A 23,026-nucleotide genomic window follows, 5' to 3' on the forward strand; every position below is an offset into this window, starting at 1 on the left:
AAAAAAGGGGCATTCCAAAAGAGTGCCCTTTTTTCTTTTTCAAAAAATTGGTATACTTTAAATGAACTACTCTGCCGCAAGTGGACGGGGTAAAAAAATAATTATATTATGGCCTCAAATCTAATAAAAATTTTTTTTACTATTTATCTTTTTTTTCTTGTTGGCCCCCATTCTGCCATGGCCGGAACCTGTGTCTGCTATGACGAATCCGGAAATGTAACCTATAATGGTGACGCGGCATCAAAAGCTGCTTGTAATAGCGGTTGTGGTGATTATTACTCCTACTCTAGCTCAACATCAAGCGATTCAACCACAAGCACCTCCGGTTCCACCGTCTCCCTTACGAACCCCTTAGGAGATTTGAAAGACCCGCAAACCTTAATAGGAAAAGTTATTGGGGCGGCTTTGGGATTGGTCGGATCTTTGGCCTTGGCTATGTTTATTTACGGCGGGTTTATATGGATGACAGCCCAGGGCAACTCGGAAAAAGTTAAAAAGGGACGGGATACGATGGTTTGGGCGACCCTTGGCTTAATTATTATTTTCTCGGCTTATAATATTATCGCCTTTGTCTTTAATAATGTTATAAACAGCAAGTAGGTAAAAATGGCGGATTCGTCCGCCGCGAAAAATTGGAAGAAATTTAATCCATATACAGCCTGAATATTTGTTTGGCAAAATAAAATGCGGCTATTTAGCCGCGTTTTTTATTGAAAAGAGTGATGAGTTTTAGTCAAAATTGTTTTCGTCCATAAAAAGCCGACTCTATTCGGCTAACAGCGCCGCGCCGATCGCGCCGGAAAAAACGCCCAGCCCGGCCTTAACGATTTTTATTTTTTTGGCTTCCGGATTCATTACGGAACGGCTCATGACTTTTTTGGCGCGCTTTAAAAATAAATCGCTTGATTCGAAAAATCCTCCGCCTAAAACTATTATTTCCGGGTCGATCATGTTAACAACATTGGCTAGGGCAATGCCTAAATCATGGCCGATCTCGTTAAAGGCTTTTTGCGCCAAAGTGTCGCCGCGGTAAGCTTCTTCGGCTAAAGAAGCCGGATTGTTCTGGGTTAATTTATGATACGCCGTTTCAAAAGTTATCCCCTCTTTATAGTCAATTACCATATGCCCGTGTTCGCAAGCGCTCCCGTGAAAGCCGCGGTAAATCTTGCCGTTATTCCACCAGCCGCCGCCGATTCCGGTTCCCATAATTATTCCGAAAACGTTGGTATATCCTTTGCCGGCCCCGAATTTGGCTTCGGCCCGGGTAAAGCAATAGGTATCATTTTCGATAAAAACGGGGATCTTTATTTTTGATTCCAGCTGGAAAGCCAATTTGACATCATTAATAATGGAGAGGTTGGGCGACTTAATAACCCGCCGGTCTTTGTGGCTTATCATGCCGGCTACGCCAAGCCCGATGCCTTTTATTTTAACTTTGTCGTTTTCCGCCCGCAGAATCAGGGGCTCAACCAGGGCTTTCAGCATTATGAGAAAATTCTCCAGGCTTTCCTTCGGCGTGGCCAAAAGATAATCGCTAATCACTTTTTCACCGTCAAACAAAACCGCCCGCATATTGGTCCCGCCGATATCGACGCCGATGGAATATTTTTTATTCAGGTCTTTAACCATATTTTGAATCCTTATTTATTTTGATTATCCGCGAATATTTCTTTTGCTTCATTCCACAAATCCGGATTGCGGTTGGTTTCTTTCTCCCAATACCACCACTCCGCCCCCCAAAGGTAGAACTCGTTAAAGCCGGTTTTTGAAGAAAAATCTATCATCTCTTTCAGCTTGCCGAGGCTCATAGTCCGGTTGCGGTCTGCTTGCGGCAATTTCTCGAAAGGAACCGGCCCCCAGGGCTCGGCCTGGAGCTCAATTACCACCCATTTTTTCGGGCTGGCAAAAAGAGAGGTTAAATTCTTTTTAAAATGGAAAAATCCGGGAAAAATCGGGTAATGAATATAGGTGTTAAAAAGCTTGGAATAAGTATCCCGGTACATTGTTGTTCCGAAGACATCGGCCCGGCGGGCGGCCGAAATCCAAAAAGACAATTCGCCCGAATCAGTGATGACTATTTCGCGGCTGTCAAGGCTTTTAACCAAAGCGATTTCTTTATCCAATAAATTTTTGTCCGGGTTCGGACATTCGCCGAAATGGTTTAAAAAGGGCTCATTTTCCACCTGCCAGTATTTAACGGCCTTGCTGTCTTTATACCTTTTAACAGTTTCTTTAATATAATTCAATAGCCTCGAATCCGTCTCTTCTTTTGAAGAGTCTTTTGCCCAGCCGGGATAGTGGCATTCGGGCCAGCGCGGCAGGCGGGAGCCGACTGCCAAAATTAATTCAACGTTTCTTTTCTCCGCTTCCTTTACCTGCCAATCCAAATCCGCCCATTCGTATTTTCCCTTAGCCGGCTCGACTTCGTCCCAATACGCGGCCAGGCGCAATTTTTTTACTTTTAATTCATCCAAGACAGATAAGTAAACCTTTTTCCAGTCAAAGCCCAAGTCGCTGGCTTTTTTCTTTGAAAAAGTTAAACCGTAGGAGAGCTCGCTTTTCGGATAATTTTTGCCTAAGGACAAAGCGAGAACTAACGACAGGAAAAATAATACGAGGAGTAATAGCGACTTTCTTGGAGACCAACCCATAAGCCGGAAATTAATAAGTTACGGACATAACTTCATTAGTGAGAGTATTGAAGACAAAATAAGTTATCGCATAAGCGGCAAGAATTATGGTCAGGCCGATTACCGCCTGGGTTATTTGGTTTCTTGCTTCGGTTACTTTGGCTTCATCCCCTCGGGCCATCATCCATTTAAAGCCTCCGAGAACAAGCAGGACGAGAAAAACCAAGCCGAGAATGGAAAGAAAAACCTTGATAACGCCGACGATGACGTCTTCAAGGTGGTATGTCGGATCCTCGCTTCCATAAACATCCGTGCCCACTTGGCCAAGAAGAGAGCCTCCGCTGCCTGACGATCCTCCTTTGACCGTGTTCCATAAATTTCCATCGGCCAAAACAGTCATTATATTATTTTGAAAAATAGCGCCGAAAAAAAGGCAAATCGTAAAGACGGCCAAAAAAACGCTTCTTTTTCTTAAAGGCGCTTTTTTGTGTTCAATTAAGAAAGAATTTTTCATAAACGATATGAAATTAAATTATTTACTCTCCCGCATCTTTATGTTCTCGTGTAATTATACCCCAACCTGGCATTTTTCACAATAAAAGGTTATTATTTAAGCGAGCAGAATAACAAAGAGGAGGAAAATATGAGGTTATCCACCCGAGTCGCCTACAACACCATAATTCAAACCGCGAGTAAAGTAATAGCTACCGTTTTGGGGCTTTTTTCGATTGCCTTAATGACGCGGTATTTAGGCGCGTCCGGATTCGGGCAGTATACGACCATTATCACCTTTCTTTCCTTTTTCGCGATTATTGCCGATTTCGGGCTCACCCTGGTAACAGTCCAGCTAACCAGTCACAAGGGCGCCGATGAGAAAAAAATATTAAATAACTTGCTGTCCTTCCGCTTGCTTTCAGCCTTGATTTTCATCGGAATCGGCCCGCTGGCTGTATTTTTTTTCCCTTACCAATCAGCCGTTAAAATCGGCGTCCTTATTTCTTCCCTTTCTTTTTTCTTCATCGCCTTAAACCAAATCTTTGTCGGGCTGTTCCAGAGGCATTTGCGGATGGACAAGGTTTCCATCGCCGAAGTGGCCGGAAGGATCGCTTTGCTATTAGGGATTTATTTCGCTTCCAGCCGGAATTACGGGCTTTACGGAATTTTAGCCGCAACGGTAATTTCTTCGGCCATAAGTTTTTTCCTCCATTTTATGTTCTCGCGCCGGTTGGTCCGGATCAAACTAGAATTCGATTGGGGCCTTTGGAAAGAAATAATTATAAAATCCTGGCCGCTGGCCTTAACCATCACTTTTAACCTTCTATACTTAAAAACCGATACCTTGATCTTGTCTTTGATAAAAAGCCAGGCCGAGGTCGGGATATACGGCGCCGCTTATAAAGTCATTGATGTCTTAATAACACTGCCTTTCCTTTTTTCCGGAATTATCCTGCCGATTTTAACCCTTGCCTGGTCCGAGGGCAATAAAGAAAATTTCAAAAAAGTGCTCCAAAAATCTTTCGATATAATGGCGATATTGGCTTTTCCCTTAGTGGCCGGCGCCTGGATGATTTCTTCCGAGACCATGGAGCTGGTGGCCGGCCGGGATTTTTTAGCCGCCGGGCCGGCCTTGAATATTTTAATGATGGCCGCCGGGGCGATCTTTTTGGGGAATATTTTCGCCCACGCCATTATTGCCATTGATAAGCAAAAAAGCATACTTCCGGCCTATATTTTTACAGCCTTAAGCTCCGTTGCCGGCTACCTTCTTTTTATTCCGCGCTATTCCTACTTTGGCGCCGCCTGGGTTACGGTTTACAGCGAAGTCTTAATCGCTTTTTCTTCCTTTTATATTGTCTGGAGATTTACCGGCTTCAGGATGAATTGGAAAGTCCTGGCCAAATCCTTTTTTGCCGCCGCCCTAATGTACGCTTTCCTTGCCTGGCTGGGTGAAATAAACCTGTTCTTAAAAATGTTCGCCGGGGTTTTGTCGTATTTCACGATTCTTTATTTATTAAAAGGAATAACCAAAGACGATCTGTTAATCTTAAAAAACAGAGAACTGCCGGCGCCGGTTGCGGGAGATATAAACAAAATTCCATGAAAAATATTCTAATCGCCGATTCATCGCCCAGTCTCGACCCGGTAATGGCGGAAGTTTTTGAAAAATTGTACTTTAGCGGCTGGAGCCTTTTCTTTTGGTCTTCCAAAGACGCTTTGGACGGGCCTTTTTTAGAAAAATTAAACGGCTCAAGGAAAAAATTTTTTTTCGGCCCCCGGCTGGGAAGCGGAACAAAAAATTTTTTGTTTCTTATCCTCCTCCCTTTTTTGCGCTTCCTTTTTTTGTTAAGGCTCTACCTTCACTCGAGGGAGAGACCTCTAAAAAGCCTGATAGTTTTTGGTTTAAGGGAAAAGCTTATTTTGTCTCCGGCGGCCCGCTGGCTGGGAATCCAGCTTGTGTTCGCCGAATTGCCCGGGCATAATTTTTTAAAGCTTTCCCGGATGCCGTTTTACAAATCATTTCTGAAGCGTTATTTAAAATCGTCCAGGCTCGCTAGAGTAGTCTCTTTTTCCAGCGCCGGCCGGACTGATCTTTTGCGCGCCGGCGTAAAAGACGAGATGATTCGGATCGTCGTACCGGGAATAAAATCCTCGGCAGAAGACCAGACCAGCCTTTTTCAGACGCTAGCCGACAAAAGTAATTTTCACCGCAAATTTTTCACGGTCGGCACGGTTGTTGATTTGGATAAAAAGCAAAAAACCGAAATCCTTTTCCAGGCGATAAAAGAATGCTCCTCGGCCATACCTAATCTCCAGCTGGTAATTATCGGCGACGGGAAAGAGAGAAAAAACTTGTCCTGGATAGCAAAAAAATTAAAAATTGACAACCAAGTCTGGTTCATAAGCCCCGGGGGGCAACCCGGCCCGGGCGCGGAACCGGCCGGCCAGGCGGGGGAAAAAATAAATTTTCCTAAAAAATGGCTGGACAGTTTTGAATTATATATTTCAGTTTGCGAAGAGCCGGTGCTTACTGACTTTTCTTACGTCCTAAAAGCTATGGCTAACGGAGTTCCGGTTATCGCTCCGGCTGGCCTCGGGTTTGAAGATATAATCATCCAAAACAAAACCGGCTGCGTAATTGAGATGGATTTAAGCGAAATGCTCGCCCGCCAATTAATTAAGCTTTTCCAGAATCTTAACCTTCGGGCCCAGCTGGGGCAAAACGCCCGCGCGCTGGTTGACAGGGATTTTAATCTTGATAAGATGGCGGAAAATTTCATAAAGGCATTAAACTAGATATGAAGCATAATATCGACATAACCAGTTCCGGACAAAGGCTTGATATTTTTCTTTTGGGAAAAATGCCCGGGCTTTCCCGAAGCAAAATCCAAAAAAAAATAAAAGAGGGCGGGGTAAAAGTCAACGGGAAAACGGTAGCGCCGCATTATTTCTTAAAGGCCGGGGACGTTGTCGATCTCTCTGGAAGAAAAAATACTAAAGCTTCGGAGGAAAAATTAATTGAGAAAAAAAGAGTCCCGGCGAAAAAAATTCCTAAAATCCAGCTGGATAAAATAGTAATTGGCGAAACCGATGAATTTCTAATAATAAACAAGCCCTCGGGCATCGCGGTTCACGGCCAGCCGGGCGATGACCCGAAAATAAAAGCTTCGCTGATTGATATCGTCGCAAAAAAATACCCGGCCATAAAAAAAATCGGCGATGACCCTTGCCGGCCCGGGGTGGTCCATCGCCTTGATAAGGAAGTGTCGGGAGTTATGGTTATCGCGAAGAGCCAGGCGTCATTTGAAAACCTGAAGCGGCAATTTATGGAGCGCGAGGTTAAAAAAACCTATGTTGCTTTGGTTTACGGCCGAATCGAAAAGGACGAGGGAGTAATTGATTTCCCGATAGAAAGGTCGCGCGAAGGAAAGATGGCCGCCCGGCCCGCTAACCAGCCCGGGAAAATCGCGGTTACTCATTTTAAGGTGATAAAAAGATATATTAACTATACGCTCCTTGAAGCCCGCCCAAAAACCGGCCGCACCCACCAGATCCGCGCCCATCTGGCGGCTTATGGCAACCCGATTGTCGGCGATAATTTATATAGCACCAAGGATTCGAGGGAAAAAAATAAAAAATTGGATTTAGGGAGGATATTTTTAGCCGCGATTGAGCTTTCCATAAAAAATTTGTCCGGTGAAGAGCTTACTTTCCGGGCCGGATTGCCGAAAAAGTTAAAAGAATTATTAGAAATTATTAAATAAGCGCTTATGATTATTTCATTCAGCGGACTTCCGGGTTCGGGAAAATCAACCATCGCGAAAAAATTGGCCGAAAAATTGGGCTGGCCCCGCTATTACATGGGCGGCATCCGCAGGCAAAAAGCCAAAGACCGGGGCATGACTTTGGCCGAATACAATAAACTTGGGGAGACTGACCCGTCGACCGACAATGAGGTGGACGAATACCAAAAAAAATTAGGAGAAACCGAAGACAATTTTGTCATCGAGGGCCGAACTTCCTGGATTTTCATCCCCCGCTCATTAAAAATATTCCTGGCCGTCGATGAAATGATCGGCGCCCAAAGAATTTTTGATCAGCTGAAAAAAGAGAACCATCGCAATGAAGACAAGGATATAAACACCCTGGAAGATTTGATCGCCAGCCAAAGGAAAAGGATGGGATCCGACCGCCTGCGCTATAAAAAGTATTACGGCATTGACGTCTTTGAAGAAAAAAATTATGACTTTGTCCTCGACACTTCCCATTTAACCCGCGAAGAAGTTTTAGAAAAAATTTACCACTTCGTAGAGTCTAAAATGGCGTAATCCCGTTTACGCAATCGGCAAAATCAAAAATCCTTTTCAATATTAGCTAAATAGGTTAAAATAACAGTAGAGCAAAAACTTCCAATTAGTGCCTGCCGATTGTTGACTTAAATCTAATTTCAATAAAATTATGGCTTCTAAAGTCAGCTTGAAGATTTACGCCCTGTATCTTTTAAGGTGGCAGCTTTCTACTCCGGTTATGTTGCCGGTTACGATGTATTTCGGAGCGACGATAAAGGGGGCCGTTATGGCCAACCTGATCGGCGGGCTAATATTTTTTTGGATCGATAAATTCTTGTTTAGCTCGGACCGGACCGATCTTGTAAAAAAATACGCTTTTTATCTGGGGCGCTGGCAGTTAACCTCCATTACCCTTTATCCGTGCCTTTTACTTTTCGGCTCCGGAGTTTACGGGGTTATTGCCGCGAATTTTATCGGCGGATTAATTTTCTTCTGGGTGGATAAATATATATTTTCCAACAAGATAGTGCCGATTTATTGGGAGATAAAAGAAGAGACAGTTTGCCACGACTGCGGAAAAAAAGACCGCGGCTTCCGGGTGGTTAAAGCCAAAAACTACGACCGCTCTAAGGACAAAGCTCCCCAGTACAGATGCGATGAATGTTCAAAAAAGAAGCTGGCGGAACTGAAAGCTCGGGGGGTGGAAATAAATTAACTATCAGCATTTCTTCAGGATACAAAAACAGGGCGCTAAACCCTGTTTTTGTTTTATTACGGAGCGGGTAGGGGGAATCGAACCCCCCTCTACAGCTTGGAAGGCTGTCATAAAAAGCCACTATACGATACCCGCGTATTAATTATTTTGTCGGGCTGCTGGGAATTGAACCCAGTCAACATGCTCCCAAAGCATGCGTACTACCGGTATACGACAGCCCGCTTTCAGAATTCAGCTGTCGAATATCGGACTAAGTTCCTATCCGGACGACATCCGAATTTTTCGATCTGAAATTGTGCCCCGGGTCAGAATCGAACTGACGACACAACGATTTTCAGTCGTTTGCTCTACCACTGAGCTACCGAGGCTTATTCAATTATCAATTTACAATTATCAATCTTTCAATTAATTGAAAATTGGCCATTTACCAATTGAAGATTAACTTGTTGCGGGGGGGGGATTCGAACCCCCGACCTCCAGGTTATGGGCCTGGCGAGCTGCCAGCTGCTCTACCCCGCTATATTCAATTGTCAATTTACAATTTTCAATATTTATTGATAATTGATCATTGAAGATTGACTATTGATTGGTGGGCAACGGAGGAGTCGAACCTCCGACCTCGTCCTTATCAGGGACGCGCTCTAACCAGCTGAGCTAGTTGCCCTCAATTATATTTCTTAGAAAGGGACGCGCTCCCTGCCTGCCGATGAGGCAGGTAACCAGCTGAGCTAGTTGCCCTCAATTATATTTCTTAGAAAGGGACGCGCTCCCCGCCCGTACCGAACGGTACGTTCGGGCAGGTAACCAGCTGAGCCTGCCTCGCCGGCAGGCAGGCTAGTTGCCCGAATGAAAAAGCATTTATATAACTCTAGCCTATTTTTGCCCCATTGTAAAATATCTGTATTTTACCGATATTTTCGGCGTTCACTCGCCCAGCAAGTGCGGGGCTCGTTTCACCTGCAAATAAAACAGAACTTTTGCAAGTTCTTAATAAGAATAACAAAAAAGCGGCATAAAATCAAGGCCTTAATCAAAAATTAATATATTCTTAATAGAATGGATGCAGAATCTCATCTTTTGAATTTTGACTGGATTTTTTGACAAATTTATACTAATATTTAATAATAAGCAAATCTATGAGAATATTAATGGTTGAAGACCAGGAAAACATCGTTAAGTTGGTTAAAGACGGGCTGGAAACCGAGGGTTATACGGTGGATTACGTTTTAGACGGAGAAGCCGGACAAAACCGGATTGAAATGAACCATGACGACTATGACTTGATCATTTTGGACATCATGCTGCCTAAAAAAACCGGAATCGAAGTCTGCCAGGCCATACGGGAGAAAAAAATCTCTACCCCGGTTTTAATGCTTACCGCCCGGGACGGAGTAAACGACATTGTCTCCGGACTGAATGTCGGAGCTGACGACTACTTAATCAAGCCTTTTTCTTTCGAAATTTTGACTGCCAGGATTAAGGCGCTCCTGCGCCGTCCCAAGCCCGTCTTGCCGGTTGAAATCCGGGTAAAAGACATGGTTTTAAATACGACCGAAAAAAAAGTTTACCGGAATAATAAGGAAGTAAAGCTTACCTTAAAAGAATTCTCGATGCTCGAATATTTAATGCGCCATCCCAACCAGGTGATGAACCGCGAACAAATCACTTCCAATCTCTGGGATTTCGCTTTTGACTCTTTCTCGAACGTCGTTGACGTCCACGTCACTAATTTAAGAAAGAAAATCGGCGATAAAAACGGCCGGCTTTTAGAAACCGTCCGCGGGATCGGCTACCGGCTAAACGCTAATTAAGGACTCTTGTTTTAAAGCCACTTCAACATTTAATGGAATAGACAAGTAGAAGGTTGAGCCTTTGCTTTCTAAAGACTCGCAGGTTATTTCAGCTCCGGCCTGGCGGGCAACGCTTCGGGCAATGTACAAGCCCAGGCCCGTCCCGTCCGAGCTGATTTTTTTTGCGTTTTCCGAGCGGTAAGATTTAAGGAAGATCTTGTCCAGGTCATCTTTGGGAATGCCGCACCCGGAATCTTTAACGCTCACAACGGCCTTTCCGCCTTTAACGGCAAGGCCGATTTTTACTTCCCCGCCGGTCGGAGTATAGCGGACAGCGTTGGTCAAAAGGTTCTCAAAGGCAATCCTAAAGATATTCATGTCAAAATTTATATCCAGCCGGGGAACGCCATACTGCCTTTCCAATTTCAAATTTTTGGATTTCAGATGCTCGTCCAATTCCTCAACTATCCGATCGGCTAAAGCAACCAAGTCATAAACCTCTTCTTTAACTACAAAAGTTCCTAATTCAATCCTTGAAACATTCAAAAGCACGCTGATTAAATCAGTCATCCGCCTGGCCGAGGAGTAAATTTCTTTTAAATAACCGTGCTGTTTTTCATTAATTATGCTAGAGATGCCTCTCATCAAAAGTTCAACGGACAGGTTTATGGTCGTCAAAGGCGTTCGCAATTGGTGCGAGGCCATGGAGATAAATTCATTTTTCGCCCGGTCTATTTCTTTAGCTTTGGTAATGTCCCTCATTATCCCGACAAAAAATATCACGCTGCCGAAGCTGTCTGTAATCGGGGAAAGGTTCAATTCCCCGATAAACTGCTCTTTATTTTTCCTTTGGCTAACCACTTCGCCCCTGAAAGGAGTTTTTTCTTCCCCGGCCTTGCTCCAAATATCGGCGTAGCTTTCTTCGGCTGCCCCGTCTTCCCAAATCGAGGGAGTCTGGCCAATAATTTCGGATGGCAGAAAACCAGTCATCTCCTTAGCCGCTTTATTGGCAAAAAGGATCAGCCCTTCAGGATTGGTTATAAAAATGAAATCCGAGGCATTTTCTACCGCCAGCTGAAATTTACCCAGCTCATCGGTTAGATGCTCGAGCTTAGTCGTATGAATTTTTAGATTTTCTTCATTCCTTTTTTGGTCAGTAACATCCATCTGGGAAAACACCAGGCTTTCCATCTGGCCGTTTACGCCCCTAATCGGAATCAAAGTCCAGTCGCAATAAGTTACGCCGCGCCAGGGCTGTTGAGGGAAAACAAACGGCCGGGCTTTAAATTCGGCCGGCGTTCCGGAATCGCGGACCTTTTCAAAAATAGATTGGTTTTCTTCGTGGGGAAAAATTTGGAAATAATTTTTTCCCATCAGCTTATCCTTGGAATATCCGGAACTAAGAGCAAAGGCGCTGTTAACATTGATAAAATTAAAATAGCGGTCAAGATAAGCCAGCTGGGTTCCGGTATTTTCCATGATAATTTTCAGCATATCCCTTTCCTTTTTCAGGCTATGGGCCAGATTCTCTATATTATTGCTTTTTTGTTCAAGCTGTTTCAACAGGGCCTCCCTTTCTTCCTCAATCTTTTTTCTCTCAACGATTTCTTTGGTCATCGATTCATTCATCAAAGCGAGCTTCTCCGTCCTTTCCAAAACCCGGCCTTCCAGCTCCTGGTTCAGCCTGCTGATTTTATCCGTCAGGTTAAACTTTGAAATTCCTTCGCCGATCAGCGGAGTAAGCGATTCTATCGCTTCAAGTTCTTCCGAATTAATCCGATTTTCTTTCTTGTCGGCAATATGGATAGCACCGATTATTTTATCATTATCGTAAATCGGGATAACCGCGATAGTTAAAAAACCGCTTTGGATGCAGGCTCCTCTAAAAAACTTTTTTGCTTCTTCTCCTAACGATGCCGCAAAAGCCGCCGTGTTGCCGCAATAGAAAGAACCTTTAGCGGTTTTGTAGGGCAAATCCGCCTCAAATGATTCGCCGCCGATTACCCGGGTGCAAACACACGCATCTTTGCCAATAGAAATGGAATTTTCTTTTTCCCAAAACTCCCGGCTGAATCCAAGATAAGCTTCATAAGGGATCCTCTTCCCGCCGTCTGTGAGCCTGATTCCCAAATAGCGGCAACGGCTGGCTTTTTTCAAAAATTCGACGATAAATTCCAAGTATTCTTTCCGGTCCGAGGAGCTCGATAAAAATTCCAAAATTCCGGTTTTTAGTCCAAGTATGCGTTCGGCCCGAGCCCTTTCCTCGGCCTCCTTGGTTAATTTTTCGTTGGCGCTTACCAGCTCTTCGGTCCTTTGCCGGACTTCGTCCTCAAGGGCGTCGTGGGAAGTCTTTAGGGCGTCCTCGGCCTTTCTTCTTTGGGTAATATCCAGATCGATTCCGCTCCAGGATAGTATCCTCCCCAGTTCATTTCTAATCGGCGCGCCTTTGCTTAGAATAGTATAATACGCCCCGTTTTTGTCTTTAATCCTGTGCTCGTGGCTCCACTCATTCCCCTTTTCGACGCACTCTTTCCAATCCCGGCTGACGTTTTCCCAATCATCGGGATGAACCATCATTTTCCAGCCGATTTTTTTATATTCCTCTAAAGTCATGCCGATTTTATCCAGATAATTTTGACTTAAATACGTCGACCGGCCCTGGGCGTCGCATTCCCACATCCCGAACGGTATCAATTCTCCTATGGCCTTATAGCGCTTTTCGCTGGCTTTCAAAACTTCCCTCATCTTTTTGTTCTCCGTAATGTCGATAAGGGAGACTATGGTTTTCTTTATTTCCGGGACTCTTTCCACTGTGGCAAAAACATTCCTCAAGCCTCCGGCTTTAGTTTTAAAATGATATTCGTAGAATTTAGGCGCTTTCCCCGGATCCAAAAGCCTTATGCGCCGGTATTCTCCGACCCGCTCCAAGTCTTTTTCATAAATTAATTTATCCCACTCCATTTTCCCTTCAATCTCTTCTTTTTCATAACCGGATAATCCGGCAAACTGGCTATTGGCTAAAACCGCCTTCCCGTTATCGTCAAAAAGAATGGTTGCGGTCCCCGTATTTTCAAAGATCATCCGGTAGCGCCGCTCGGATTCTTTAATTAGTTTTTGCGCTTGATGCGCCACTGACATATCCCGGCAAATTGTTAAAACCGACGAGCTTCCGTCCGGATTATAAAGCGGGGTTTCCACCAAGTCATACTCTTTTCCCGCTCTTTTTAGAAGATTGGACTCAAAACGAAGGGTTTCGCCTTTTAAAACTTTATCCGCTTCGCACCAGGAGCATTTGGATGCCCCGCCGTGAAAATAATCGTAGCATTTTTTTCCGGCAAAATCCTCGCCGAAAATCTTTCGGAAAGCCGGATTTACGTATTCGACTTCAAAACTGGAGCTGGTAATATAAACCCCGTCCGGCATAGTATCCAAAATATTGATCAGCCGGTTCCTTTCGTTTAAGAGCGCTTTCTCTATATTTTTTCGTTCGGAAATGTTTATCATTAATGCCTGCACCGCCGCCTGGTCTTCGTAAAAAATCATCTTTTCCCTTATTTCTACGTCAATATTTTCTCCTTTTAAATTAATAAGTCCGATCTCGGCGAAAGAGGAATTAATATCCGCCCCTAAAAGGCTATTAGTGATACCGGCCATTTTTTTTCTGTCCTCCGCGATAACTAAATCCAGAATATTTTTATTCTCCAGATCGGATTTAGTCCGAGCGCCGAATAATTTAAGGCTGGCTGAATTAAGATAAAGGAAATTGCCGCCGCGATGGACAAAAATAGCTTCCGGCGACATTTCCACCAAAGTGAGATAGCGCTCTTCCGACGCCCGGATAGCCGTTTCCGAATCCTTGATATTTTTGAATAAAAGGCGGTAGGGCTTCATTAAAGAGATTTCCACGATTCCTAAATACAAAAAATAGGCGGACGCGATCATAAGCATATGGCCTAAAAGATTCATAAAGCCGTAAACAGAGGCATACTGGGTAAAGAAAAGCTCGGTTGCGACCATAAGACCGAGTGAAGCGTAAATCATCTGGAGTACCCGGCGGTCGAAGCGCTCCTTTTTCCGCCGCAATAAAATAATCGCGCCGATAAAAAATCCGCAAATTACGAATTCGCTGATTTTTTTAAAAGGGGTAAGGCCGTCGGCGCCGAAAGCCGTCGGAAAATTCTTAAAGTAGAAAATTGACAGAAAAAGCAGAGTAAAAAGCACCAAATAAATTGTGAATATCTTTCCGATTCTTATCTTCTTATTTATGAATAGCGGGGCGGAAAAAAAACTAATACTAACAAGGTAGCGGGCGGAAACCCAAAGCTGGGTGGCCAGGTTGGCGTCGTTAGTAAGAATATTCATGCCTTTATAGGCCAAGAGGTGGAAAGCGTATATTAGGCCGGAAAAAAACAAAGCGACGCCGATAATCAAAAAATAGGCATTATCAATATAACGCCAGGAATTCCAGACTATAAGAAAAATCGCCAATGCCACCACTATGTTTATGATCTCGGCCAAAGAATGGAATAAAAGGTAGCTATAGAGGCTCGTGAAATAGAGCGCGGCCAAAATTACCGTCAGATGGAGCGCGGCCACATATTTTTTTGAAATCGAAATCCGGCTGAACATGCGGTTTATTTTAGAAAAATAGGGATTTTTATCCATCATTAATTATTAGTTAAGATGGATTAATTTCCCATGAAGGCTAATAAAAGCATAATGATTATACAAAAAAAGGCTAAAAAAATCAACGCCTTGCCGGAAAAATAAAACCCCTGTTTCATGCGCATGAAACAGGGGTTTTTCTTTGGTAATTTCCAATTGGCCAGGCCTGGAAGCTGTTTAAGGGATGCTCCTAAATAACGCCTCATCAACGCTTATTATCGTCTTTCTGGCGTATTTGGTCTTCAGATCGGATAAAGATTTAACATGAACTTTTTTTCCGCCGCTTATCACGTAAATCTTTTTGTCCTTAGCTTTTATCAAGGTCCCGTTGGCAAATTTTTTTACGCCGGCGGCTGCCGCGCTTACGGATTTGGCAGTGGGATATCTGTCCAGTTCGCTTTGCGAAACGTTATTGATTTTTTTGCCTTTGTATTTCTTCAGTTCAGCTAAGGAAGCAACTCTCACTTTATTTCCACCCGATATTACATATATCTTTTTATCCGGGCCGCGTAGAAGCGAACCTTCTCCGAACCGTTTTTCTCCTAATACTTGCCCTCCGGTCGAACCGTTAGAGCTTTCTCCGCTTGCGGTCTTAGGTTTAGCTTTTACCGCGGCCGGCAGCCCAGGCACCCTTATTACCGCGAATTCGGTCAGATGGTTAACTGAAACCGAGAATTGGCTCTTAGAAGCGTCGTAGGAAAAATCCGGAATAAGGATCCAGGCGCCTTGGGCCGGGTCAAAGTAGAACACGCCGATATTCGGCTGGTCATCAGGGATGTTTAAGAGAGTAAAATTCAGTTCTAAATTCTTACTAAAGCTGGCAACCGGGCTGTTTCCGCTCATGGCCGAGATATTAAATACCTGGCCGCCAATAAGAAAAGCGCCGGCCGTATCAATCGGAGTATTATTGTCTGACAGCCCGCCCTGGAAGACGGAAAAAATTGTAGTGTTAGCGACCGCGCCGGCCGGAACCTGAATTTCAATTCCAGTTCCGTTAGCGAAATGATAGGCAGCCTCTCCGCTTTGGGAAGGGCTAACGGCCAAAGATACGTTTACGGATTCAACATGAGTCGGGGCAGGAGAGCTATGTCCGCCGCCTCCGCCGCCTCCTCCACTACCGCCAGAAGGAGCTGGGGGAGTTGGCGCGGCAACAGTAATAGTAGCCGTCGCGTTGACCGGAGTAGTTGAAGCTAAGCCTGAAGCGGTAATTGTAACAGTCCCGGCGGCTACGGCAGTGAATAACCCGGAGGCGCTAATTGTTCCAATCCCGTTATCAGATGATGTCCAGGTAAGAGCTGGGCTGGGGAAAAGCGGGTTGCTGAATTGATCAGTCGAGGCAGCAGTGAATTGCTGGGTACCGCCAACATTTAAGCTCGTGGTTCCCGGACTGATAGTCAATACAGTTAATAATGGGCTGGTCGAAGCAACGGTGATATTAGCCGTACCGGTGATAGCCCCGCTGGTGGCAGACACGGTCGTTGTCCCTATACCAACCGCGGTAAATAAGCCGCTGGCATTAATGGTCCCGATCAAAGGATTGGCCGAAGTCCAAGTTAAGGACGGCGCCGGAGTCATCGCGGCTCCATTCTGGTCAAGGGTCGTAGCGTTAAACTGGATGGTGCCGCCAACAATAACTGAAACCGGAGCCGGCGTTAAATTAACTGATGTTAAGACCGGAGGCGCGGCCGTTATAGTAACTGTAACATTTCCGCTAACGCTCCCTGACACAGCCGTGATTACGGCCGTACCTATGCTGACGCCAGTAACCAAACCGGTAGCGCTAACCGTAGCAACGGCCGGGCTAACTGAAGTCCAGGTAAAGGCAGGCTGGGGATTCATGGCTGCACCGGATTGGTCTAATCCATTAGCAGCAAGTTGAGCCGTTGTTCCGATTGCCATTGACGGAGCGGCCGGAGTGACGTTAATCGTAGTTAAGACCGGAACAATCGCCGTAATAGTTACCGTAGTATTGCCGCTCACTCCCCCGGAAGCCGCCGTAATAACCGCGGTACCGGCTGAAACGCCAGTAACCAAGCCGGTAGCGCTAACCGTAGCAACGGCCGGGCTAGCTGAAGTCCAGGTAAAGGCAGGCTGGGGATTCATAGCGGTTCCATTTTGATCTAACCCATTAGCAGTTAGTTGGGAAGTAGCGCCGGTTAGAATCGACGGAGCGGCCGGAGTGATATTTATTGTGGTTAGTACCGGAGCGGCGGCCGCGGTTACAGTTATTGTAACCGTTCCGCTAACCGCAGAAACAGCGTCAGTAGCGGTGATAACAGCGGTACCGGCTGAAACGGCTGTCACCAGTCCATTAACATCTATTGTTGCCACGGCTGTATTAGACGAAGTCCAGGTAAAGGTTGGCTGTGGCACCATGGCCGCGCCGTTTTGATCCAAGGCGCTGGCCGCTAGCTGTGAAGTAGCGCCGGCTATAACCGACGGGGCAATCGGAGTGAAATTAATAGTGGTTATCACCGGAGTGACTGGTGTAGTAGAAACAGTAACAGTCGCCGTACCAGACACAGCGCCCGAGGTAGCGGTGATGACGGCAGTGCCAACAGCCATGGGCATTACTAAACCAGCGGCGTCAACCATGGCAATCATCGGATCAGACGAGGTCCAGGTAAAGGCTGGCTGTGGCACCATGGCCGCGCCGTTTTGATCTAAGGCGTTGGCGGCCAATTGGACGTTAGCTCCGCCGACAGTTATGGCTGGAGTGTTCGGAGTAACATTTATCGTAGTCAAAACTGGAATTACTACAGCCGTTACGGTAATGCTGGCTGTTCCGGAAACCGCGCCGGAAGTAGCGGTAATAATAACCGGCCCGCCGGCACTAACGCCGGTAACCAGTCCAGTAGCATCAACTGAAGCAATAGCAGTATTGGAAGAAGTCCAGGTAATTACGGGTTGCGGGTTCATGGCCGCGCCGTTTTGATCCAAGGCATTGGCAGTTAACTGCTGGGTAGCGGCAGCATTAATCGAAGCGGTCGCCGGGGTAACATTTATACTGGTTAAAACCGGAGTCGGGACTACGGTAGTAACGGTAAAGCTCGCGGTTCCTGAAACTCCGCCGGAAGAGGCGGTGATAGTAACTGATCCGGCCGATACCGCGGTTGCGAGACCGCTGGCATTAACGCTGGCAATGCCCGGATTAGTGGATGACCAGCTTAAAGCCGCGGCAATTGGCGCGCCATTTTGGTCTAGAGCGGCGGCGCTAAATTGCTGGTTTCCTCCGGCCGTGGCCGAAGCAGTGGCCGGGGTAACGTTTATTGCAGTTAAAACCGGGGTAACCGGGGTGGCGGTAACATTAACCGTCGCTGTTCCGGTTATCGCGCCGGAAGAGGCGGTGATAATCGCCGACCCGGAAGTAACTGCTGTCACTAATCCGGCGGCGCTGACCGAGGCAATGCCCGCGTTGGAAGAAGTAAAAGTAAATGCGGGCTGGGCGGCTAGAGCCGTTCCGTTTTGATCTAATCCGGCGGCGGTTAGCTGTACTGTTGAACCGATAATTATTTGCGGGGCGGACGGGGTAACTGAAATGCTGGTCAAAACCGGAATTACCGCGGCCGTAACCGTAATGCTCGCTGTTCCGGAAACCGCGCCGGAAGCGGCGGTGATAATAACCGGACCGCCGGCACTAACGCCGGTAACCAGGCCTCCCGCGCTAACCGTTGCTACGGCCGGATTAGAAGTGGTCCAGGTAATAGCCGGCTGGGGAGACATGGCCGCGCCGTTTTGATCAAGCGCGTTAGCAGTTAACTGTGAGGTTGCGCCGGCTGCAATGGAAGCCGTAGCTGGAGTAACGGCAATACTAGTTAAAGCCGGAGTGACCACAGCCGTTAGAGCCAGATTAACGTTTGTTAAAGCTTGAGCGGCATAAGCCACGGTTTGGGTGGCGGTCACGCCGCTATACGTCGCAGAAATCTGAATTTGGTCGCCGGGTGCGGCGCAGGCCGTTAGGTTAGCCGACTCAATCAAATACATCCCGCCTCCTGAAGTTACGTTAGTAAGCGCCGAAGCGGCGTTAGTCAGGTCAGTTAAAGTCACGGTTATACCGTCAGTAGCTACGCCGTTATAAGTGACTGTGCCGTAAAATGAATTCAGGGAACAGTTTTGCGCGGCTTGGGCCTCTTTAGGCGCCTTGGCTATGGGAAAGGCTAGTTGCGCCGCCACTAAGGCGAAAAGCGTCGCGGCTTGGATAATTTTCTTTAGCTTTCGCATATTTTTTTAGTTTTATTAAATATATAAATTTATTAGCTTTGTAATTATTTCATCCATAAAATAATGAGTATTAGGCATTTCTATTATTTATGGGCGAACACGCCGTCACCAGGATTGATGGTGAAATTATTAATCGGGAAGCCGATAATATGGCTCGAGTATTGCTGGGTGGCGCTGTCAAACTTGGTAATAATATTAGCGCCAATCGAAAGTCCGTACGCTTCGGCCGTAGTAGCGGCCGCGCCATTAAACCCTACGGCATTCCAGCCGGCCGAAAGCGCCGGCGTAATTTGCGGAAAAGGAGTTCCCATAATCGACAGAGTTTTAGCCGCCGCGACGTGGACAAAAAATCCCATTCCGTTAGTAAGTGAAAAATCACCGATCGGCAAACCGACAACATGGCTGGCATACTGCTGGGTAGTTGCGTTCCAGCTAACTACCACGTCAGCTCCGGCTAAGACGCCGAAAGAGTCGGCAGTGTAATTGATTGGCTGGCCGGTTTGGGCATCAACGGGTTGGATCGGCAAAGTAACTAGATTCCAGCCGGGAGCTAACGCCAGCGCGGATGTTGTCTGGTTTATCGTCACCTGGGTATTGGCCGGGCTGGAGGTAGCTGAACCGGCGGCATTATAAGCAACGATTTGGTAGCTAAAATTTCCAGTAGCGGCCGCCGCGTCAGTGAAGCTAGTGGCATTAGCCAAAGCCGTACCGATTTGAGTATAAGCGCCGGGAATACCGCCGGTTATTGCGGCGCGCATAACCTTAAATCCGATTTCATTCGCCGGGTTGCCAAGCGTTGTCGCGCTCGCGGCCGGAGTCGGATCGCTCCAGCTTAAATTGACGCCCGCCCCGTTTGAGGCGGCAGTCAGCCCCGAAGGCGCGAACGGCGCCGCGCTCGCCACGCTGAATTGTATCGGGCGCATCATATCCATTTCTTCGTGCGATAATAAATGGCAGTGCCAAACATATTCCCAGTTAAAATTGGTTAGATTGTTAGCGACCGTTACGGCTGGCGCTTGTCCGGTAATCGGATCAATATTTCTAAACTGCATGGTTGATCCGGCCGGCATAGTCGGGTCTAGAAGCCGGACGCTGTCAGGAACGCCGAATGGCTGTTTCGGCGCCACCGGCCTAAGGGCTATAACCACGTCTTCTAAAGGATTCATCCGAAGCGTATCTTTCCAGCCGAGTTCATTGGCCTCTGGCGGTTTTATCACCCCGACCCAATCCACCCGGTTAATCAATTGCATGTCAAAGAGATGGGTGTGGATGGTGTGGGTGTCGACGCCGTTATGGGTTATTTTCCAAATTTGGGTTCCGTCCCCGGCTACCGGCGACAAAGGAGTTCCCGAATCTTTCAAAAGCTCGGTGGCGGGATCCAAATAACCGTACCAAATCGAAGTCTGGTTCATGCCGTTGGTAAAAGGCATCTCCACGCCGAGGTTAGAAACCATTCTCCCGTAATTAGTCTCCCATTCCTCGATAATGGCTTTAGGCTGAAAAGCGACATTCAAGGGAGCGGCCGCTCCGTCTGGCGTAAAGGTCATTGAAGTATCGGCAATCTTTCCGAAGTTATCAGCGAACGTCTTTCCATAGGCGGTATTATAGGCCGCCTGGGGAATGATGATCGGATCCTGGGAAGCGGCAAAAGCAGCCGGTATAGCGGTATTTAACGAAACCGGGTTAAACGCTTGAGGTGTTCCGGCCGCCACCCGAATCTGCATTACCGTTCTTGTGTTTGGCCCATAGCCGGCCAATGTAGACGGCGCTCCTCCGGTAGATGTTAAATTCGGATTGCCGGTATAATAATCGTAGCGCGGGTCGCCGGCCGGAAGAGCCGCCGGAGCATCGTTATAGAGAATTAAAGTTTTTCCGGCAAAAGCGGAGAAGTCAATAATCACGTCCGCTCGTTCGGCCGGACCGAGCAAGAGGCCATGCTCTTTCACGTTGCCGACCGTTACGCTTTTAGGATCTGTATCCCAACCGATCGGAGTAGCGGGAATATCGACCGGAGCCGGTAAAAATCCGCCTTCAGTTCCAATCTGAATCATCGAAGGTCCGGCGGACGCTGGATCCGGCACGCCTCCTGCCCGGCCGTCCATCGGAGGCCAATAAGCGGGAACAGGGGTACCGGGCGTAGCCGGAATCATTTTTACTTCCGTATTAGTCCGGCCGTCCGCAGCCGTAACCGCTGAATCAGCCACGTATAATTGAAGATTCATATAGCGGTCATTGGCCGCGTTTAAAACCCGGAAGCGGTATGCTTTCGGCTGTAAATTAGCGTAAGGATAGGCCGTGCCGTTAACGACCGGCGTATCCATAAAGGCTTCCATGCCCATAGAATTATTAGGCGTTCCCGGGATTAGCGTCCCGTCAGGAAGCGTAATCGGCTGGTGGGTAATCATATTAAAAGGAGGCCAAATCCAAGGGCCGTAATCCCAGCGTCCAAACGCGTTAACGCCGCCGGGTATATTGGGGTTTTGATTTGGCATATAAACATGAGGCGTCCACAAACTTCCTTTCCCTCCCCATTTAGCCGTGTCCCAAGTGGGATCAGTGGCGGCTAAAGAAACCGGGTCAGGGACAAAAGTTTTGTCCTGGATAATCAAAGGAATCTGGTCCGCCGGAATCGCTCCGGTGGCTGCTAAATTCTTTTCGGCCGCGTCCTGTAGAATATAGCCGGCCGCTTCGCCGGCGTAGACGTTCAGCCGGGTGATGCCGTAGGAGTGGTCATGGTAAAATAAAAGCCGGGCTGATTGCTGGTTGGAATAAAAAAAGGTCATTGATCCCGGGCCCGGATCCGGCATATCAGGAACATTAGTTACGCTCACGCCTTTAGGATAAACGGTATTTTCACCGGCCGGAGTAATCCATTGATGGGGCGTCCCGTCGGAAATCCAGGGGGTCCGTCCGCCGTGCAAGTGCAAAGTAGCGCGGTTTTGCTTGTAGCTTTCGCAAGCCGGCATGCCAGGCATAGGAGCCATCATCGGATCGCAGGAATTCCCGCTAGCGTCTAACGGTCCCTGTCCGGCTCCCATGACAGTCGTATCAACCGGCAAAAAAAGATCGCCGCCGGCGCCGGTCGGAAGCATATTGGTAAATTTAATTCGGACCGGGCGGTCTTTGGTCGCGACAATCGTCGGCCCCATATAATGAATCGGCGCCGGCAAAATTGTATTCTGGCCATTAGCGTCCGTACCTTTATTTAACTGGACATAGCCGCGCAGTTTGGTGGCCGGCAAATCGGAATGCATCTTTTCAGTATATTCTTTTACGGCAATTTCATAATAATCCGATCCCGGATAAGTTACTGTATCTGGATTGGCAACCGAAATATACTGGCCGAGGTTATTGGCGTTAGCCGATCCGAGGCCGGGCAGCGAGTCGACGAACTTGCGCAAAATCGGGCTATTGGCATAGTTTGCCGTATTATAATAGTCCGGAGTCCCGCCGGGGACGGCTTGGGGGACAGCCTGATTTTTGTTTTCGATCGTAGATGATGCTCGGGCGGCGGCCGCGGCTTCCCGGTCAGCCTGGGTCACTTTTCTTGCCCGCCGCTCTTTAACGGCCGTAACGTCGTGGCTGGCATTTAACCCGGCAGCCGCGCCTTGAGTTTGATTTAGAGGAGTAAGCGCCAGGCTAAAAACCGCCGCTAAAATTAAAATGGCCTGCGTTGCGGTCTTCAGCGCTTTTTTAATTTTTCTTTTTAATCTTGCCGCTTTGATTTTCCAAAGAAAAATCTTTGTTTGGAGTTCCATAATTTTTAAATTACTTATAATATTTAAATTCTTATATAAAATATGCCAGCCGTCCGGCGTAATGATAACTGAAGTTTAAAATAAGGAAATGAAATTAGGATTAAAAAATCGTGAAAATTTGATTAAGAAAAATTATTAAAAAAATAAAGCGGCGGCTAGCAAAATATTTTAACGGAACAAAAAAAGACATCTAATAAAGATGTCTTTTTTATATCGTAGGTTTCTGTGCTAACAGGCGCCGATTACACGTAATTTGTATCTTATGAAAATTGCTTTTCAAAAGATCGACCTTCATATTCCTAAACAGTGCGAGCACTAATTTAAGAATTGATATCTCCCTAGAAAGGAGGTGATCCATCCACAGCTTCCGCTACGGATGCCTTGTTACGACTTCGTCCCTATCATCGGTCCCACCTTAGTCCCCGTGAGGGGCCTTCGGGTGTTACCGACTCTCTTGACG

Annotated in this window: 13 protein-coding genes, 5 tRNA genes and 1 rRNA gene; 7 read left to right on the plus strand and 12 right to left on the minus strand. The window is 46.8% G+C overall.

Going from position 1 to position 23,026, the window contains the following annotated elements; genetic code table 11:
• Positions 1 to 108 precede the first annotated feature (108 nt).
• Positions 109 to 600 carry a pilin gene (locus tag WC715_02255; GenBank protein ID MFA6171263.1) on the plus strand — a complete coding sequence of 164 codons (492 nt, stop codon included), beginning with the start codon at positions 109 to 111 and terminating at the stop codon, positions 598 to 600.
• 165 nt (positions 601 to 765) lie between these two features.
• Here WC715_02255 and WC715_02260 read toward each other — a convergent pair whose 3' ends face one another.
• Genes WC715_02260 through WC715_02270 form a run of 3 tightly spaced genes read right to left on the minus strand, consistent with a single transcriptional unit; the run spans position 766 to position 3,144 of the window.
• Positions 766 to 1,629 carry an ROK family protein gene (locus tag WC715_02260; protein ID MFA6171264.1) on the minus strand — a complete coding sequence of 288 codons (864 nt, stop codon included), beginning with the start codon at positions 1,627 to 1,629 and terminating at the stop codon, positions 766 to 768.
• Positions 1,630 to 1,640: 11 nt separating this feature from the next.
• Positions 1,641 to 2,651: a beta-galactosidase gene (locus WC715_02265; GenBank protein ID MFA6171265.1), complete on the minus strand. Its 1,011-nt coding sequence runs from the start codon at positions 2,649 to 2,651 to the stop codon at positions 1,641 to 1,643.
• A gap of 10 nt (positions 2,652 to 2,661) precedes the next feature.
• A complete protein-coding gene (locus tag WC715_02270) occupies positions 2,662 to 3,144 on the minus strand; it encodes a hypothetical protein (GenBank protein ID MFA6171266.1) in 483 nt (160 codons plus the stop codon).
• Positions 3,145 to 3,273: 129 nt separating this feature from the next.
• Between WC715_02270 and WC715_02275 the strand changes: the two genes are divergently transcribed.
• From WC715_02275 to WC715_02295, 5 genes are all read left to right on the plus strand, one after another.
• Positions 3,274 to 4,731 (plus strand): flippase, encoded by a 1,458-nt coding sequence (locus WC715_02275; GenBank protein MFA6171267.1) that lies wholly within the window; start codon positions 3,274 to 3,276, stop codon positions 4,729 to 4,731.
• Entirely contained in the window at positions 4,728 to 5,924 is a 1,197-nt protein-coding gene (locus tag WC715_02280) for a glycosyltransferase family 4 protein (GenBank protein MFA6171268.1), read from the plus strand. Before WC715_02275 ends, WC715_02280 begins: the two co-directional genes overlap by 4 nt.
• Positions 5,925 to 5,926: 2 nt before the next feature.
• A complete protein-coding gene (locus tag WC715_02285) occupies positions 5,927 to 6,892 on the plus strand; it encodes an RluA family pseudouridine synthase (protein ID MFA6171269.1) in 966 nt (321 codons plus the stop codon).
• Positions 6,893 to 6,898: 6 nt separating this feature from the next.
• Positions 6,899 to 7,456 carry a cytidylate kinase family protein gene (locus WC715_02290; GenBank protein ID MFA6171270.1) on the plus strand — a complete coding sequence of 186 codons (558 nt, stop codon included), beginning with the start codon at positions 6,899 to 6,901 and terminating at the stop codon, positions 7,454 to 7,456.
• 130 nt (positions 7,457 to 7,586) lie between these two features.
• A complete protein-coding gene (locus WC715_02295) occupies positions 7,587 to 8,132 on the plus strand; it encodes a hypothetical protein (protein ID MFA6171271.1) in 546 nt (181 codons plus the stop codon).
• A gap of 62 nt (positions 8,133 to 8,194) precedes the next feature.
• On the opposite strand, the gene WC715_02300 is transcribed toward WC715_02295, so the two are convergent.
• The 5 genes from WC715_02300 to WC715_02320 form a co-directional block, all read right to left on the minus strand.
• Positions 8,195 to 8,267 (minus strand) — tRNA-Gly (locus WC715_02300).
• Between the two features lie 15 nt (positions 8,268 to 8,282).
• Positions 8,283 to 8,353 (minus strand) — tRNA-Pro (locus WC715_02305).
• Between the two features lie 75 nt (positions 8,354 to 8,428).
• Positions 8,429 to 8,500: transfer RNA gene (locus tag WC715_02310), tRNA-Phe, on the minus strand.
• A 78-nt stretch (positions 8,501 to 8,578) separates the two neighbouring features.
• Positions 8,579 to 8,651 (minus strand) — tRNA-Met (locus WC715_02315).
• A 68-nt stretch (positions 8,652 to 8,719) separates the two neighbouring features.
• Positions 8,720 to 8,796 (minus strand) — tRNA-Ile (locus WC715_02320).
• A 472-nt stretch (positions 8,797 to 9,268) separates the two neighbouring features.
• Here WC715_02320 and WC715_02325 point away from each other — a divergent pair.
• Positions 9,269 to 9,943, plus strand: a complete 675-nt coding sequence (locus tag WC715_02325) for a response regulator transcription factor (GenBank protein ID MFA6171272.1) — start codon at positions 9,269 to 9,271, stop codon at positions 9,941 to 9,943.
• On the opposite strand, the gene WC715_02330 is transcribed toward WC715_02325, so the two are convergent.
• The 4 genes from WC715_02330 to WC715_02345 form a co-directional block, all read right to left on the minus strand.
• A complete protein-coding gene (locus tag WC715_02330; GenBank protein ID MFA6171273.1) occupies positions 9,929 to 14,590 on the minus strand; it encodes a PAS domain S-box protein in 4,662 nt (1,553 codons plus the stop codon). The genes WC715_02325 and WC715_02330 overlap by 15 nt on opposite strands.
• 174 nt (positions 14,591 to 14,764) lie before the next feature.
• Positions 14,765 to 18,808 carry an Ig-like domain-containing protein gene (locus WC715_02335; protein ID MFA6171274.1) on the minus strand — a complete coding sequence of 1,348 codons (4,044 nt, stop codon included), beginning with the start codon at positions 18,806 to 18,808 and terminating at the stop codon, positions 14,765 to 14,767.
• An 83-nt stretch (positions 18,809 to 18,891) separates the two neighbouring features.
• On the minus strand, positions 18,892 to 22,566 hold the full coding sequence (locus WC715_02340) for a hypothetical protein (GenBank protein ID MFA6171275.1): 3,675 nt from the start codon (positions 22,564 to 22,566) through the stop codon (positions 18,892 to 18,894).
• 342 nt (positions 22,567 to 22,908) lie between these two features.
• Positions 22,909 to 23,026, minus strand: a 16S ribosomal RNA gene (locus WC715_02345); the annotation flags it as partial.

The organism is Patescibacteria group bacterium (assembly GCA_041661505.1).
Lineage (GTDB): Bacteria > Patescibacteriota > Patescibacteriia > Patescibacteriales > JBAZCA01 > JBAZCA01.